The organism is Streptomyces sp. enrichment culture, assembly GCF_964272855.1.
Lineage (GTDB): Bacteria > Actinomycetota > Actinomycetes > Streptomycetales > Streptomycetaceae > Streptomyces.
Genome location: NZ_OZ186847.1, coordinates 8,831,967 through 8,846,732 on the forward strand (window position 1 = coordinate 8,831,967; position 14,766 = coordinate 8,846,732).

Sequence of the window (14,766 nt, forward strand, 5' to 3'; positions counted from 1 at the left end):
ACCGGGGGAACACGGCTTTCCAGCTCAGCGGCACGGGCACGGAGTCCGGTCGGGATGCTGTCGTACGACGGCTTCTCCCGTCGCCCTGTGTGCCGCCGGCGCATGCCGATCCCCTCGCTGTGAGCACCGTGCCGGTGAGGCCGAGATGCCTTGACACTGATGACGGCACGAGCCGGCCTGCCACGGCTCCGCGACAGTCGACTGCCCGGCGTTTCGATGTCCCGGGCAAGGACGCACGTGGCGGCGGCACGCGTCGCGAAGGTACCGACCGTGAACAGTCCGGCGATCTCCCCTGTGGGCGCCTGGACGCCTGGGCGTTCGCGTACGCCTGGGCGTTCGCGTAGGTCGTGGCGTTACAGACTGCCTTCCTCATGCGCCTGGAACCTGGACACGTCCACGTCCACGTCTTCGCCGGCAGCTGCCCGCGTGAACTCGGTGAAACGATCCTCACGGTGTTCATGCGCAGAACATCGTTCGAACATCAGGCACGTGCGCCAGCAGTCCGGTAAGAATCGAGCCTGCAACGGAAGTTGGGGAGGGCGGAGTACATGCCGGGACAGCAGGTGCTGGTGCAGGCGGGCGGTTCAGAGTTCTACATGGAGGTAGCGGGGGGCGGTGGACCGCAGACCGTCGGGCTGGGCCGGGCCGTGTCCTTCGACGAGGTCCGGGAGTGCGTCGAGGCGGTGGCGGCCCAACTGGCCCAGGCATGGGACCGGGTGAGGCCGTCGGAGGCGACCGTTGAGTTCGGGCTGTCGGTGACGACCAAGGGCGGCAAGCTCGTGGGACTGATCGTGGAGGGCGGCGGGACGGCGAGCCTGAAGGTCAGCCTCACCTGGAGGGCCCCGGAATCCGCCAATGGGTGAGCTCGACTGGCGCCTGTCGCGCCGTTTCATCGTGCGGCTGGACGTCCCCGACGAGCATTCCCCGAGGAGGCAGGGCACGCTCGGCACCGGGTTCTTCGTCGCGTACGGCAAGGTGCTCACCTGCGCGCACGTGGTATGTGACGCGTCGACGGGCATCCCGCTGGAAGAGGTCCTCGTGGTCCCCGACCCCTCCCTGGGCTCGGCACCGGTGGCCGCGCGGGTGGTGGCCTGCACGGAACCTCCGACACAGGGCGTGCTGTGGCCGCTGCCGGATCTGGCGCTGCTGGAGCTGGAGAGCGACCTGCACCACGAGGTGCTGCCGCTCCGGCCGCAGCGGCGGCTCGCGGTCGGCGGGTGGTACCAGGCGTGGGGCTACGCGCCCCGGGCGGACGGGGAGGTTCCCGACGGGGCGCCGGTCTCCTTCCGCTTCGAGGGCCACGAGGGCGACGGCTATCTGCGGCTGGCGTCGGGGCAGGCCGCAGCGGGGCTGTCCGGTTCGCCGCTGGTCGACGCCGCCCGGCCGGACGAGGTGCTCGGCGTGATCGCCGCCTCCCGCGACCTCCGCACCGACCTGGGCGGCTGGGCCGCGCCGGTCGCCGCGCTGGAGGACCCCGGACTGACGCTGCCGGGACCGTTGCGGGACGTGCTGTGGGAGAACTCCTTATGGGAGCAGGACACCCCGCTGCCCGCGCCGGAGAACGTGCCCGTTCCGCCGAGCGCGGTGCTGCGCCGCTCGTACCGCCTCGGATCGGCACTCGCACGGCTGGGGCGTATGGAGTCCGTGGCGCACCGGTACCGAGAGGGCAGCGAGGAGCTGGCCGAGCGGGAGCGGTACCTGGCGGAGTACCGGGCGATCTGCGCGGACGCCTGCCGCTTCCTGTCCGTCGTCGCCCCGCCAGGCAGGCTCGCAGAGGAGGAGGGGAACGACGCCACCGTCCTGCGGATCGGCCATGCCAATCGGATCGCCGGGCAGCTCCGACGGGAGCACGGCGAGCGCGGGACGCCGGACTTCGGCGCCAGGGCCGTGGCAGCACTCCAACTCGGCCTCAAGATCGGGGTCTGCCCCGCCATGCTCCCGCAGCTGTCTCCGGAGCAGCGGGCCGAGAGCACCCGCGGCCTGCTGGCGCTCGCCTCGGAGCTGGAGCTCCCGCGGGAGCTGGTCGAACGCGCCGGGGCGATGGCGGGCGCGGCCGGCCAGGAGGTGATGCAGGACGGCGCCTTCGCCTTCGATGACGAGGTCTCCCTCTGGTACGAGCACCAGGTCCGCCGCCATCTCTGGGCGCGGCTGTCGCTGTGCACCCTCTGGCGGATGGCGTGGCGCGCCTGTCTCGCCGCTCTCGCGCGGTCGGAACGCATGGCGCCCGGGCTGGCCGGCGGCCTGATGGGGCGGGCCCGTGGATACGGGGCACGCCTGGACCTCCCGGTGGCGGGCCTCCTCGAAGCCACCGGGAACCCTGCCGAGGACGGTGCCCACGCGGTGCACTACCTGCTCCACCGGCTGCCGGATCCGTTGCTGACCGTGCTGAGGGAGCGCTACGGCCAGGACTCCCACAGCCTGTTGTGGATCTGCACCAGGTTGGTGGGCTGGCTGATCTATCCCGATGACGTCCTGCGCGAGTCCATCGCGTCCGGCGTCGAGAGGAGGTGCGTGTCGCTCGGCTTCCCGGACGATCTCCCCGGCGAGGTCGTCGCCGCCCTACGCTCTGGGCAAGACTTCGGCACTGTCAAGAACCTGGTCTGGGAGTTCAACCAGAAGGTGAACGAGTTCTATTTTCCGGGGAGTTCCGGCCATCCCTGATACGCGCGCCCAGCGTGTGAAGGCCGCATCTGAAGGTCTGCTCCAAGGTCACGCCGTCCCGTTTTCCCTGCGCCGTTCCGTCGCCGGTTCGGCGAGCGCGGCCCGCCCATACCGTGGTATATCTCGATCTTGTCGGTCCCGCTCCGGAAGTCCTCGTCTTTCGCCCTCCAGAGGTCCAGCCTGTTCCGTAACGGCAGTATCCGCTCGCCTTTCCTCTTGCGGACGCCAACGCCCCGAACCAGAGCGACGGGGACGTTCCCGTGAAGGTGGCGTAATTCGTGCGCACCTCGTGCCTGCGGCTCGTGCTCGCGATGAGTGGTGCGGATGATGGGTGGGGCCTGGGCCGCGGGTGTGGCCCGGGCGGCGGGAAGGAGTGCGAGGGCTATGACGGCAAGAGCGGTCCGGGCCAGACGTACGGCGAAACCCCTGTCGAGGTCCACGACCAGGTCGTGTCCTGTGCAGCGGTCCTCCGTCACGCCGCGCCCGGCGACCGGCGTGTAGTCACTCGTGGAGGCGGCAAACCGAGGGGTGCCCGGATTCTTCAGCGAGCTGCTGGGCCAAGTCGCTGCCGGGCTTGCTCGTCGAGCTTGGCGTCCATGTGCAGTGTGGGCCCCGGCCGGGACGTCATCGTGATCCGCCCGCGGCCTCCGGGGCACGGCCCTTCCGTCAGGCGCTGGGCGGTCTGCCGGTTCGGGGCGACGTCATTGGGCACGTCCGGGGAGGCGAAGTGGAAGGGCACACCAAGACGGCCGGCCAGTGCTCGGTCGGCCTGGGCGGCGGCAACGCCGGGAGGAGGGCCTCTGGCGGTGGTAGACGGTCGCCAAATAACCCTCTGTTCTGGGGGCGTCCCGGACAGCGACCAGGAGCACGTACCAGCCGTGCACGGTATCGCCGTGCCAGAGCGCCTCCACCGCCACCACACGGCTCGGGAGAGCCGCGGCACGGGCCGCGAGTGAGGGCAGATCAACCGGCTCGGGCGGCGTGCGCTGCCACTCGGTCGCCGAGAGCCTCGTCTCGCGCCAGGAGCACCCGCTCGACCTCGTGCGGGCCCACCCCCAACGGACGCAACGCCTCCCAGACGGACTTGACCGCCGACAGGCGACGATCCCGCAGCACGTCGGCGTCCACTTCCCGGCAGGTCCCCGCTTCCGGATAAGTCCACCAGCCACTCAGCGGACCACATACATGCGCTGCCCATCGCGGAGTGAGCTCAGCAGCGCAAGCCGACGATGCCCCAGCCGCGGCGCTCTGCTTCCGTGACCACCTTCCCCCAGTCGGTGAGAAGGTCGGCAAACGATTCGAACGTCGTGATCCAGCCGCTGGAATCTGCGGCATGCCGGGTGAACGGCTCACGCAGAGTTTCCAGGCTTGGTTCCGCCTGCTGCCACCATCCGGCGATCATCGCTATGTGATCGGGCGGGCACCACAGCAGCAGATCCGCGTCCCAGGTGCACGGTTGATCCGGAAGGCCGGACCCGACCCCGGTGGTGTCTTCCAAACGGTGCCAGAACAGCGCGTCGTTGAACCGGTCCAAACAGTCGCGCAGCTTCGGCTCGACGAAGTCGCGCATGTGGTCCCAGCGGTGCCCGGCCCAAAAGTGCGGCTTGTACGAGCCGAGCGTGTTCCGAAAGGCGTATCTGCCGTACCAGGCATGACCCGGCTGCGCGGGCCATGACCAGCCGTGCTCGAAGACGTCGTCGCTGTACGCCTCTTCGAAGGCGGCATCGATCAGCAACTCTTCCCGGTCACCGGGCGCGGCCGCCTCCACCTGCGGCCAGTCCACGATCAGGACTTCGATCCCCACACCCATCACGCCAGCATAGGCAGGGAAACCGACGTTGGTCATCGGGAAAACTCGTGGCCACCCGTGGCACTGCGAGGGGCCACCAGGGACTGCGGCTCCTCGACGTGCCGTTGATGACCCCTGTGCTGCTGCGCCGTGCTGCCCCGTCACCCGCCCATGGCCGTCTCGGCGTCCCCCCGGCGAGCCCGCAGGCTGGCCGGTCGTTACCCCGGGCCTGATCAGTGAATCGTCGCTGCCCGAACTGGCCTGCCCTCGGTCTGCGGACCCGCTTGTCGCAGGATCACCCAGACGATGCTGAGGCGTGGGAGCGGCCTTCTCGGACGCGATGCGCACGGCGTGGGTTGGGCGGGTGCTGGGGCGGGGTGCTGGCCCTGAGCGCCTGTGCGCCCGGCACGCTCAAGCCTGCCGCGACCAGCTGCACCTCCCCGCCAAGGGAGGCCAATACCTCTTTCCGTCCCTCACCCCCCTGAGCGACGCCCCCTGCATCTCCAGCACCTACCTCAGCGACGCCCTCAGGCACTGGGCAGACGCCCTGCCCCCGCTCCACGCCGAGGGCGCCGACTCCGAAGGACAACGACTGCTCTTCGACCGGTCCCTGATCTACCCCTACGCCTTCCGCCACTCCCACGCCCAGCGTCACGCAGACGCCGGCACCCCCGTCGACGTACTGCGCGTGATCCATCGCCATGACCCAGCGCTGGAAACTCGGCGACCTGACGGTCAACCGAATCGGCTTCGGCACGATGCGCCTGCCCCAACACGGCGAGGCGTTCGCGGTCGACGCCGTCCCACGTGACCGTGACCACGTGATTCGTGTGCTGCGTCGCGCGGTCGAGCTCGGCGTGAACCACATCGACACCGACCGCGTTCTACTTCTCGCCCCTGCGCTCCGCCAGCGAACTGATCAACCGTGCTTTGGCCCCCTACGGAGACGGCCTCGTCATCACCACCAAGGTAGGACCGGGCCGCGATCCCTCGGGCCAGTGGCTGCCGCATGCCACCCCCGAGCAGTTGCGCGGCCAGGTCGAGGAGAACCTGCGTCAGCTCGGCCGCGACTATCTCGACGTGGTGAACCTGCGCATCGTTCGGCACCGATTCCATCGCCGAACGCTTCGGCGCACTCGCCGACCTGCGCGAGGCCGGACTCATCCGCCACCTGGGGCTGTCCAACATCCGCCCCCACCACCTCGCCGAGGCCCAGGCCATCCCGCCCGTGGTCTGCGTCCAGAACATGTATGGCATCGGCGCATCACCCGAGCAGAAGGCGTTCTTGAACCTCTGCGGTGAACAGCGCATCGCGTTCGTGCCGTTCTATTCGATCGCCGGCACCGGACGCGAAGGCGGCGCGACCACCGACAACAACTCGGAGGTGGTCGCCATAGCCCGCGCCCACGGCGTGAGCACGGCCCAGATTCGGCTGGCGTGGACCCTGCCCCTGGGCTCCCACGTTCTGGCCATCACCGGCACCGGTGACCTCGACCACCTCGCTCAGAACGTCGCCGTCGGCTCCCTGCGCCTGTCCGAGGACGAACTCACCGCCCTGGACGCACTCCACCACGAAGCATGACCAAGATCCCCATGGCGCTGTGATCCACTTCTGCTGATCGGCCTGTCTGCCTTGCCAGTTCCCGCCGCCCGTCGCATAACCCTGACTGCCGCCGAGCGGCACCGGTTGAATAAGGCGGCCTACGGTCACAAGACTCCGCACCAGAGCAGGGTCCGGTCGCAGATCGTGCCCCTGGCGGCTCGGGGCAGGTCCAACGCGCGGATTGCTGCCGAGGTGGGGGTGCACGTGGACACCGTGCGCACCTGGCGGGGCCGGTTCGCCGGCGGCGGTCTGCTGGCTCTGGACGACCGCATGCGCAGCGGGCGCCCGGCCCGCTTCACGCCCGTGCAGGTCGCCGAGGCCAAGGCCCTGGCCTGCCAGCTCCCGGCCGAGACCGGGGTGCCGCTGGCGCGCTGGTCGTGCCCGGAACTGGCCGCCGAACTGCCCGCGCGGAGCATCACCGACACCGACTCGGCGTCCACCGTGCGCCGCTGGCTTCGCCAGGACGCGCTCAAACCCTGGCAGTACCAGTCCTGGATCGTTATCCGGGACCCGGGCTTCCGCGCCAAAGCCCAGCGCATCCTTGACCTCTACGCCCGCACCTACGAGGGTGAACCCCTCGGCCCGGACGAGTACGTGATCTCCAGCGACGAGAAGACCTCGGTCCAGGCCCGCTGCCGATGTCACCCGACCCTCGCTCCAGGCCGGGCCAGGACGATGCCGTCAACCACGAGTACGGCCGCGGCGGCGCCGTGGCCTACCTGGCCGCCTACGACGTCCACCTGGCGAGAGTCTTTGGCCGCTGCGAGGCCACCACCGGCATCACGCCGTTCATCGCCCTGGTCGAACAGGTCATGACCACCGAGCCCTACGCCAGCGCCAGACGCGTCTTCTGGATCGTCGACAACGGCTCATCTCACCGCGGGACGAAGGCCATTGACCGTCTGGCCAAGGCGTTTCCGAACGCGGTCATGGTCCACACCCCCGTCCACGCCTCCTGGACAAACCAGATCGAGATCTTCTTCTCGATCGTGCAGCGCACGGCCATCTCGCCCAACGACTTCACAGACCTGACCCAGGTCCGGAACCGGCTTCGAGCATTCGAAGACCGCTACAACGCCACGGCACAGCCGTTACAGTGGAGACTTACCACCTCCGACCTGGACGATCTGCCGGCCAGACTCGATCGGCACACCACCGATCACCAGGAAGAATCCTCCGTCGCACTCGCAGCTTGATCAACCCCCGAAGGACTTTCGGAGCCGACCACTAAGCTGGTCGGCGGGAGCTGGCCGTGGTTGTGGGTGCCTGGGACCGCGAGGCGACCGTGGAATGGTGCGACTGGCGACCGGATCGGCGAGTGGTGTGCATGGGGGGGGGGGCGGGCTCCCGGCGGCTGCTACGCGAGGCGTTCCTACCGCGGAAGAGCACGGTGTGCATCGCCACTACGACCGGCCGCAGCCGGGAAGTGCCTGAGGGACCGGTGCGCTGTCGCTGGTCAAGGGAGCCTGCTCGACCGGCGGGAGCGCAGCGCGCCCGCCGCCCGGTTCACGATCGCCGCATAGCCGACGCCGACCGCGAGGGAGGCGAACAGGGCCGTGAGCGGGAAGTCCTCCTGGAGATAGGGGTAGACCTGGTAGTGCGTCAGGTAGATGTAGAGGGAACTGCTCGCCAGGACGCCAGCGAGTGCGTTGACCGGGCCGATGCTGGGCAGGGTCGGTACCCAGATCAGCAGTCCCAGCCCGATGATCACGAGGGTCGTGCGCAGGGGCTGGTCCTGGAACAGGCCGGGCACGGTGAGGAGGACTACGGCGGTCAGCAGCGCCCGGTGGCGGACGGTGCCCGCTCGTGCGGCCGCCCACCCGAGTGCGAACAGCCAGAAGACCACGGAGGGGCTCAGCTGGGGGCGAGCGGAGGCCAAGCCGAACAGGTCGTATCGGCCTGCCAGTCCGATGGCTACCAGCACGAGCGGCAGCCCGAACGTGTGTCGCCGCTCGAGCCGGTCCAGCAGGGGTAGGGCCATGAGGGCAGTGAGGACGACGAGGTAGTAGACCAGGGCCTCTACGAACCAGTAGGCCCAGTCGAAGCGGTCGTTGCCCTGCGAGAGGAGGCTGTTCAGCAGGACGGCATTCGCCGGGTCGTAGAAGTCGGTCAGGATCACCGCGCCGCTGATCCACACCATGCTCGGCGCCGCGATGCGGGCGATGCTGCGCCACAGGCGCCGTACGCGCTCACGGCGGGCGGCGGCGGTCAGCTGGAAGCGGGCGAAGTTGTACCCCGCGACGGCGATGAGGATGTGGGCGAAGCCCTTGATGCTGAAGAGCTGGACGTGCGAGCCGACGATGAGGACGATCCCGACGGCGCGCAGGGCGATGCCCGTCTCCAGGGTGCGGCGGCTCCTCAAGGACCGGGGGTCCGTCCAGGAACGCACAGCCCGTGTCACCCCCCGGTCCCGGTGTGTTCTGGGGCCGTCCGGTTGGCGGCGGCCCTCGGTCGTGGCCGCCGCCAGGGCTTGTAGGTCGCGGATGGTCGTCGTGTGCCAGTCGGCGGGCAGGTGGCCGAGCGCCTCCTCGAGGTGCAGGGTCATCTCGACGTAGCACAGGGAGTCGCCGCCCAGGCTGACAAAGCTGCTGTCCTCGGTGACGTCGGGGTGGTCGAGTATCTCCGCGTAGAGAGAGCGCAGGTCGTCCACGGTGCCGGCGGCTTCCTGCTGCTGCGGGCGTGTCAGCTGTCGTACCGTCTCGTAGTCGGGCTTTCCCGATGCCAGGCGGGGGAGTTCGGGCGCGATCCGGACCCGTATCGCACGGGCCGGGAGTCCGCACTCCCGGGCGATCAGCCGCCGGACGTGCGCCTCCTCGCCGGTGCCCACCAGCGCGGCCACCGCCAGGGCCTCCCCGTGCGCCGTGCAGTAGGCGGTGACCCCGTGCAGTGCCAGGAGGTTTTCGACGCGTTGCGGGTCGATGCGCAGTCCGAGGATCTTCGCGAAGCGGCTGCGGCGGCCGACGATCTCGTACAGCCCGTCGGGCGCGCGCCGGGCGAGGTCTCCGGTGTGCAGTTCCTCGACGGTCCGGCCCAGGGAGAGGTCGGCGGGGCTCTCGGCATAGCCGAGCATCACGTTCGGGCCCGAGTAGACCAGTTCGCCAACGTCCGGGCCGTGGCCGTCGACAGGATGCAGCCGGAAGGAGCCACCGGGTATCGGCACGCCGATGGCCTCGGGGCGCCCGGCGGCCAGGTGCGGCGGCAGATAGGCCATGCGCGCCGTGGCCTCGGTCTGGCCGTACATGACGAACAGCTCCCACCCGGCGCGGCGGCCCAGCCCGGCGTAGTGCGCCACCCGTTCCGGGGCGAGCCGCCCTCCGGCCTGGGTGAGGCGGCGCAGGTGCGGCAGGTCCATCCGCTCGAAGCCGACCCGGTCCAGCAGGTCGAAGGTGTACGGCACCCCGGCGAGCGAGGTGCCGCGGGCGGTGCGGAACTCCTCCCAGAAGGCCGCCTCGGACACCGACCGCTCGGTGAGGATCAGGGCGGCGCCGCGCAGCAGATGGCTGTGGATGACGGACAGGCCGTAGCAGTAGTGCATGGGCAGGGTGGTGGCCGCCCGGTCGGTGTCGTCGATGCCCAGGTAGGCGGCGATGGCCTCGGCGTTGGCCTGGACGTTGTCGTGCGAGAGGCGTACCAGTTTCGGGGAGCCGGTCGAGCCGGACGTGCTGAGCAGCAGGGCGAGGTCCGGGTGGAGGGTGTGGGCGCTTCCCGGGTGCCGTTCGTCGAGGGTCCAGGTCCCGTCGGCGTCCGGGCGGGCCACGACGTCGGGGGAGTAGGCCTCGGTGAGTGAACGGATCGTGCTCTCGCTGTCGCCGGGGACGAGCAGGACCGGGTGTCCGGCGGACAGGGCGGCCAGGTGGGTGACCAGTGCGTCGGCGCTGTTGGCCCCGGCGAGCATGACCAGCCGCCGTACCGGCCCGAGGCGCCGGGCCGTCTCTGCCACCTGTTCGGCCAGTTCTCGGTAGGACAGTTCGCCGTCGGTTGTGACGAGCGCCGGACGGTCGCCGTGGGCCGCGAGGTCATGCGCGAACGGGACTGTTTTCAGCCATCGTTGCGTGGGTGACTGGGGGGTGGCAGGTGACGGGAGGGAACCGGATCGGCTCACTGGGCGGGCCCTTTCTACGGCATTGTCCGCTTGCTAGCACAGAACCCTTGACGTTTAGGTAAGCCATACCTTATTCATAGCGGAGTCATATTCAAGCCACAGGAAAGCCACAGACTCGCTTCGCCTCTGCTCCGCACGGACCAGGGGGGTGAGGCGAGCACAGCGGGAGGCACACACCCATGAGACGCCCCTCCGTCCGCCGGATCACCGCTCTCACCGCAGCAGGCCTTCTGCTCCCCGCGCTTGCGGCATGCGGCTCCGAGGACAAGGACGGCGAGGCCGGCGACTCCGCCCTCGTCATCTACTCCGGGCGCAACGAGAAGCTGGTCGACCCGCTGCTGGACAAGTTGGAGAAGGCCGTCGGGACCAGGGTGGAGGTGCGCTACGGCGAGAGCGCGGAACTGGCCGCACAGATCCTGGAGGAGGGCGACCGCACCAAGGCCGGACTGTTCTTCTCCCAGGACGCCGGCGCGCTGGGCGCCCTGTCCAGGGAGGGCATGCTGCAGAAGCTGCCTGCGGACACGCTCGGCAAGGTCGACGAGGCCTACCGCGGCTCCGCCGGAGACTGGGTCGGTCTCTCGGGCCGCGTCCGCGTGATCGCGTACAACCCGGACCAGATCGCCGCGGACGAGGTCCCCGACAGCGTCTTCGACGTGGTGAAGCCCGAGTGGAAGGGCAAGGTCGGCTTCGCGCCCACCAACGCCTCCTTCCAGGCGTTCGTCACCGGCATGCGCGTGCTGAAGGGCGACGACGTCACCCGCAAGTGGCTCCAGGACCTCAAGGCGAACGGCGCCAAGACCTACGCCCACAACCTGGCCACGCTGGACGGCGTGGAGGCCGGCGAGGTCTCCCTGGGCCTGGTCAACCACTACTACTGGTACGAGCGCGTCGCCGAGAAGGGCGAGGACAACGTCAACTCCAAGCTGCACTTCCTGCCCGGCGAGGACCCCGGCGCGCTGATCAACGTGGCCGGCGCGGGCATCCTCAAGGACAGCGGACAGGGCGAGACCGCCCAGAAGGCGGTGGACTACCTGCTGTCGAAGGAGGCGCAGACCTACTTCGCGGACGAGACCAAGGAATACCCGCTCGCCGCCGGCGTCACCAGCACCGTCGAGGGCCTGCCCGCGTTCGACTCCCTGCAGTCCCCCGACATCGACCTCGGCAGGCTGGAGTCCCTCCAGGAGACCCTGGCCATGCTCCAGGACGTCGGCCTGGTCTGACCGCCGTGCCCGCATCGCCGTTCACCTCGCGACCCGCCGGAGCCCCGGCCGGTCGCGAGGCCGCACCCGACCGTGCGCCCCGACCGCTCCGGGTGCCGGGCCACAGACCGCCCCTGGTCCTGCTGGTCCCCGCCTGCGTCGCCGCCCTCTTCGCCCTGCTGCCCCTCGGCTACCTCGCCGTGCGCGCCCTCGAACGCGGCCCCGCCTTCGCCTGGGACGTCGTCTCCGACGAACGCACCCTCGACCTCCTCGGCCGCAGCCTCGGCCTGACCGCCGTGGTCGTCGCCGCCTGCGTGGTGCTGGGCGTCTCGCTGGCCTGGCTCACCGTGCGCACCGACCTTCCCGGCGCCCGCGCCTGGTCGGTGCTGGCCACGCTGCCGCTGGCCGTGCCGAGCTACGTGGCCGCCTTCGCATGGCTGTCGGCCGAACCCAAGCTCGCCGGATTCGGGGGCGCCGCTCTCTCCCTGACCCTCGTCAGCTTCCCGTACGTGCACCTGCCGGTCGCCGCCGCCTTGCGCGGCATCGACCCGGCGCAGGAGGAGGCCGCGCGCTCCCTCGGGCACGGGCCCCTGCGGACCTTCCTGAAAGTGACGCTGCCACAACTGCGTCCGGCGGCCGCGGGCGGCGCCCTGCTTGTCGCGCTGTACGCACTCTCCGACTTCGGCGCGGTCTCGCTGATGCGGTACGACACCTTCACCCGGGCCATCCACACCTCCTACCGCGCCTCCTTCGACCGCACCCCCGCCGCCGCGCTCAGCGTCCTGCTGGTCCTGCTCACCGTCGCGCTGGTCGCCGCCGAGGCCCGCACCCGCGGCCGGGCCGGGCACACCCGCACCGGCACCGGCACGGCCCGGCCGCCCGTACCCGCACCCCTAGGCCGGTGGCGGCCGCTCGCCCTGCTGTGGTGCGGGACGGTCGTGGCCGTCGCCGTCGCCTTCCCGCTGGGCACCCTCGGCTACTGGCTGACCGCCGGCAGCTCGGCCACCTGGGACATGGGCACACTCGCGGAGACGGCCTGGACCACCTTCGGTGTCGCCGCGGCGGGCGCGGCACTCACCACCGTCCTCGCGCTGCCGGTCGGGGTGATCGCCGCCCGTCACCGGGGCCGCGGCGCCCGCCTGCTGGAGCAGGCCGCCTACGCCGGCCACGCGCTGCCCGGCATCACGGTCGCCCTCGCGCTGGTCTTCTTCGCCGTGAGCTACGCCTACCCCCTCTACCAGCAACTCCCACTCCTGGTCTGTGCGTACGCGGTCCTCTTCCTCCCGGTAGCGGTGGCCGCCACCCGCGCGGCCGTGCTCCAGGCGCCGCCCGCGCTGGAGGACGTGGCCCGTTCGCTCGGACGGCGGCCGTGGCAGGTGCTGCGCGAGATCACCGTCCCGCTGGCCGCCCCCGGAGTGGCCGCCGGGGCCGCGCTGACCTTCGTGGTCTGCATGAAGGAACTCCCCGCGACCCTGCTGCTGCGCCCCACCGGCATGGACACCCTCGCCACCCGCCTGTGGACGGAGACCGGCGCCGGATCCTTCGCGGCGGCCGCACCCTACGCCGCCGCGCTCATCCTGCTGGCCGCCGTCCCCTCGTACCTCCTAGGCAGGCACCGGACATGAACGAACTGCACATCGAAGGGCTCACCAAGTCCTACGGAGCCTCCGACCCGGTCCTGCGAGGGCTCGAACTCACCGTCCCGGCAGGGGCGCTGGCCGCCGTCCTCGGCCCCTCCGGCTGCGGCAAGACCACGATGCTGCGGATCGTCGCCGGATTCCTGCACGCCGACGCGGGCACAGTCCGGCTCGGCGACCGGCTCGTCACCGGCCCCCGCCTGCACCTGCCGCCGGAGTGCCGCGGGATCGGCATCGTGCCGCAAGAAGGCGCTCTCTTCCCGCACTTGAGCGTCGGCCGCAACGTCGCCTTCGGGCTGCGCGGCCTCGACCGGGCCGAACGGCGGCGCCGTACCGAGGAGATGCTGGAACTGGTCGGCCTCGCCGGATACGACGACCGTATGCCGCACGAGCTGTCGGGCGGCCAGCAGCAGCGCGTCTCCCTCGCCCGCGCCCTCGCCCCGAGGCCCGGACTCGTGCTGCTGGACGAGCCGTTCAACGCCCTCGACAGCGCCCTGCGGACGGGAGTCCGCGCCGACGTACGGGCCGCGCTGCGGGCGGCCGGAGCGACAGCGGTCCTCGTCACTCACGACCAGCAAGAGGCGCTGTCCACCGCCGACCTCGTCGCCGTCGTCCGGGACGGCCAGGTCGCCCAGTGCGACACCCCGCAGGAGCTCTACCGCAGGCCCGCCGACCCCTGGATCGCCGACTTCGTGGGAGACGCCGTCCTGCTCCCCGCCACCGTCCACCATGACGGCCGCGCCCACACCGCCCTCGGCCCCGTCCCCCTCACGGGCGCCACCGACGGCCTGCGCACCGGCACGGTCCTACTCCGCCCGGAACAACTCCGGCTCACCGGCCCCGACACCGAGGGCGCGGTCACGGGCAAGGTCACCGACGTCCGTTACTACGGGCACGACGCCATGGTGACCGTGGCCGTCGAGGGCCATGACGCGCCGGTCGACATCCGGGTCGCGGGGCCCGTCGGGGTCCGGCCGGGGGACGAGACGGGCGTGCGCGTGGACGGCGAGGGGGCTCTGCATCCGTAGCGCCGCGCCTGTGTCTGTCTGAAAACCGTCACCCTCGCAGCCGTCATCATCTCGCTCCGAACATGATCCGAGAAACACCGCCCAGTACTATCCATCGGCAACTTCTGGACTGAATGCGATGTCGCTCAGGCCCAACGGATGGGAAGGAGCCACCTACCGGGCCCTGTCACAGGACGACGCGTTCTGCAGCGGCGCATTCGCGCGATGACCCACAGCGAGGCAGTTCGCGGCAACTGAGGCCGCTCGGCGTGACGGGCATGGCGTGCCATGCACCGCTGGCTGGTCCGGTGGCAGACACGGACCCTCAGCCCCGCCAGCCTGGTGACAGCCCGTCACTGAGCCCTGGGGCCCCAGCACCAGACTCTCGTAGCCAGCCCGGACCGCGGCAGCGGGCCGCAGTGGCCTATGTCGTCTCAACCGAGTCGCACAGGCGGAAGGAGTCCCGAACAGTGCCTCCGAGTGGCCTGGCCATTCCAGACTGTGTGCTGTCGGGGCCCAAGGGGCCAAAATTTGGGAGAATTTCTCGGTCCCAACGCCGTCGATCCGCGGAGCGTTCCCGCCTCGGCGAGTACACACACGCACCAGGTGATCGCAAACCGGATGGAGACGACGGTGCGCGCCTGCGGGCAGGGACGGTCCGCGACCGGCGCCCTTGACATCAGGACGGTGCATGCGCAGCGTGCCGGGCCGCTGCGCTCGGGCGCACATAAGAGGCCGGCGGTCGGGCGTGAGGGCCTATTACGCTCT

General features: G+C 70.5%; 9 protein-coding genes and 1 pseudogene. 8 read left to right on the plus strand and 2 right to left on the minus strand.

What is annotated here, in order from left to right:
• Positions 1–548: 548 nt before the first annotated feature.
• Positions 549–863, plus strand: coding sequence for a CU044_2847 family protein (locus ACSU6L_RS39715; protein WP_437064502.1), 315 nt, complete (start codon positions 549–551; stop codon positions 861–863).
• On the plus strand, positions 856–2,661 hold the full coding sequence (locus tag ACSU6L_RS39720; RefSeq protein ID WP_437064503.1) for a trypsin-like peptidase domain-containing protein: 1,806 nt from the start codon (positions 856–858) through the stop codon (positions 2,659–2,661). Before ACSU6L_RS39715 ends, ACSU6L_RS39720 begins: the two co-directional genes overlap by 8 nt.
• A 1,210-nt stretch (positions 2,662–3,871) precedes the next feature.
• On the opposite strand, the gene ACSU6L_RS39725 is transcribed toward ACSU6L_RS39720, so the two are convergent.
• On the minus strand, positions 3,872–4,507 hold the full coding sequence (locus tag ACSU6L_RS39725) for a hypothetical protein (RefSeq protein ID WP_437064504.1): 636 nt from the start codon (positions 4,505–4,507) through the stop codon (positions 3,872–3,874).
• Between the two features lie 644 nt (positions 4,508–5,151).
• Here ACSU6L_RS39725 and ACSU6L_RS39730 point away from each other — a divergent pair.
• The 3 genes and pseudogenes from ACSU6L_RS39730 (at position 5,152) to ACSU6L_RS39740 (ending at position 7,249) form a co-directional block, all read left to right on the plus strand.
• Positions 5,152–6,032: pseudogene (locus ACSU6L_RS39730) on the plus strand (aldo/keto reductase).
• Between the two features lie 105 nt (positions 6,033–6,137).
• Positions 6,138–6,869, plus strand: a complete 732-nt coding sequence (locus tag ACSU6L_RS39735) for a helix-turn-helix domain-containing protein (RefSeq protein WP_437064505.1) — start codon at positions 6,138–6,140, stop codon at positions 6,867–6,869.
• On the plus strand, positions 6,764–7,249 hold the full coding sequence (locus ACSU6L_RS39740) for a transposase (protein WP_437064506.1): 486 nt from the start codon (positions 6,764–6,766) through the stop codon (positions 7,247–7,249). Before ACSU6L_RS39735 ends, ACSU6L_RS39740 begins: the two co-directional genes overlap by 106 nt.
• 260 nt (positions 7,250–7,509) lie before the next feature.
• On the opposite strand, the gene ACSU6L_RS39745 is transcribed toward ACSU6L_RS39740, so the two are convergent.
• Positions 7,510–10,095, minus strand: coding sequence for an AMP-binding protein (locus ACSU6L_RS39745; protein ID WP_437065223.1), 2,586 nt, complete (start codon positions 10,093–10,095; stop codon positions 7,510–7,512).
• 239 nt (positions 10,096–10,334) lie between these two features.
• Here ACSU6L_RS39745 and ACSU6L_RS39750 point away from each other — a divergent pair, with 239 nt between their 5' ends.
• From ACSU6L_RS39750 to ACSU6L_RS39760, 3 genes are all read left to right on the plus strand, one after another.
• The gene (locus tag ACSU6L_RS39750) at positions 10,335–11,375 is read left to right on the plus strand and encodes an iron ABC transporter substrate-binding protein (protein WP_437064507.1); all 1,041 of its coding nucleotides are present in this window, start codon (positions 10,335–10,337) and stop codon (positions 11,373–11,375) included.
• A 92-nt stretch (positions 11,376–11,467) separates the two neighbouring features.
• On the plus strand, positions 11,468–12,979 hold the full coding sequence (locus tag ACSU6L_RS39755) for an ABC transporter permease (RefSeq protein ID WP_437064508.1): 1,512 nt from the start codon (positions 11,468–11,470) through the stop codon (positions 12,977–12,979).
• Complete coding sequence (locus ACSU6L_RS39760) at positions 12,976–14,019, plus strand: ABC transporter ATP-binding protein (protein WP_437064509.1); 1,044 nt, start codon at positions 12,976–12,978, stop codon at positions 14,017–14,019. Before ACSU6L_RS39755 ends, ACSU6L_RS39760 begins: the two co-directional genes overlap by 4 nt.
• Positions 14,020–14,766 lie beyond the last annotated feature (747 nt).

Coding starts and splice junctions, on each gene's coding strand:
- ACSU6L_RS39715 (WP_437064502.1), top strand. CDS start 549: ATGCCGGGACAGCAGGTGCTGGTGCAGGCGGGCGGTTCAGAGTTCTAC.
- ACSU6L_RS39720 (WP_437064503.1), top strand. CDS start 856: ATGGGTGAGCTCGACTGGCGCCTGTCGCGCCGTTTCATCGTGCGGCTG.
- ACSU6L_RS39725 (WP_437064504.1), bottom strand. CDS start 4,507: ATGACCAACGTCGGTTTCCCTGCCTATGCTGGCGTGATGGGTGTGGGG.
- ACSU6L_RS39750 (WP_437064507.1), top strand. CDS start 10,335: ATGAGACGCCCCTCCGTCCGCCGGATCACCGCTCTCACCGCAGCAGGC.
- ACSU6L_RS39760 (WP_437064509.1), top strand. CDS start 12,976: ATGAACGAACTGCACATCGAAGGGCTCACCAAGTCCTACGGAGCCTCC.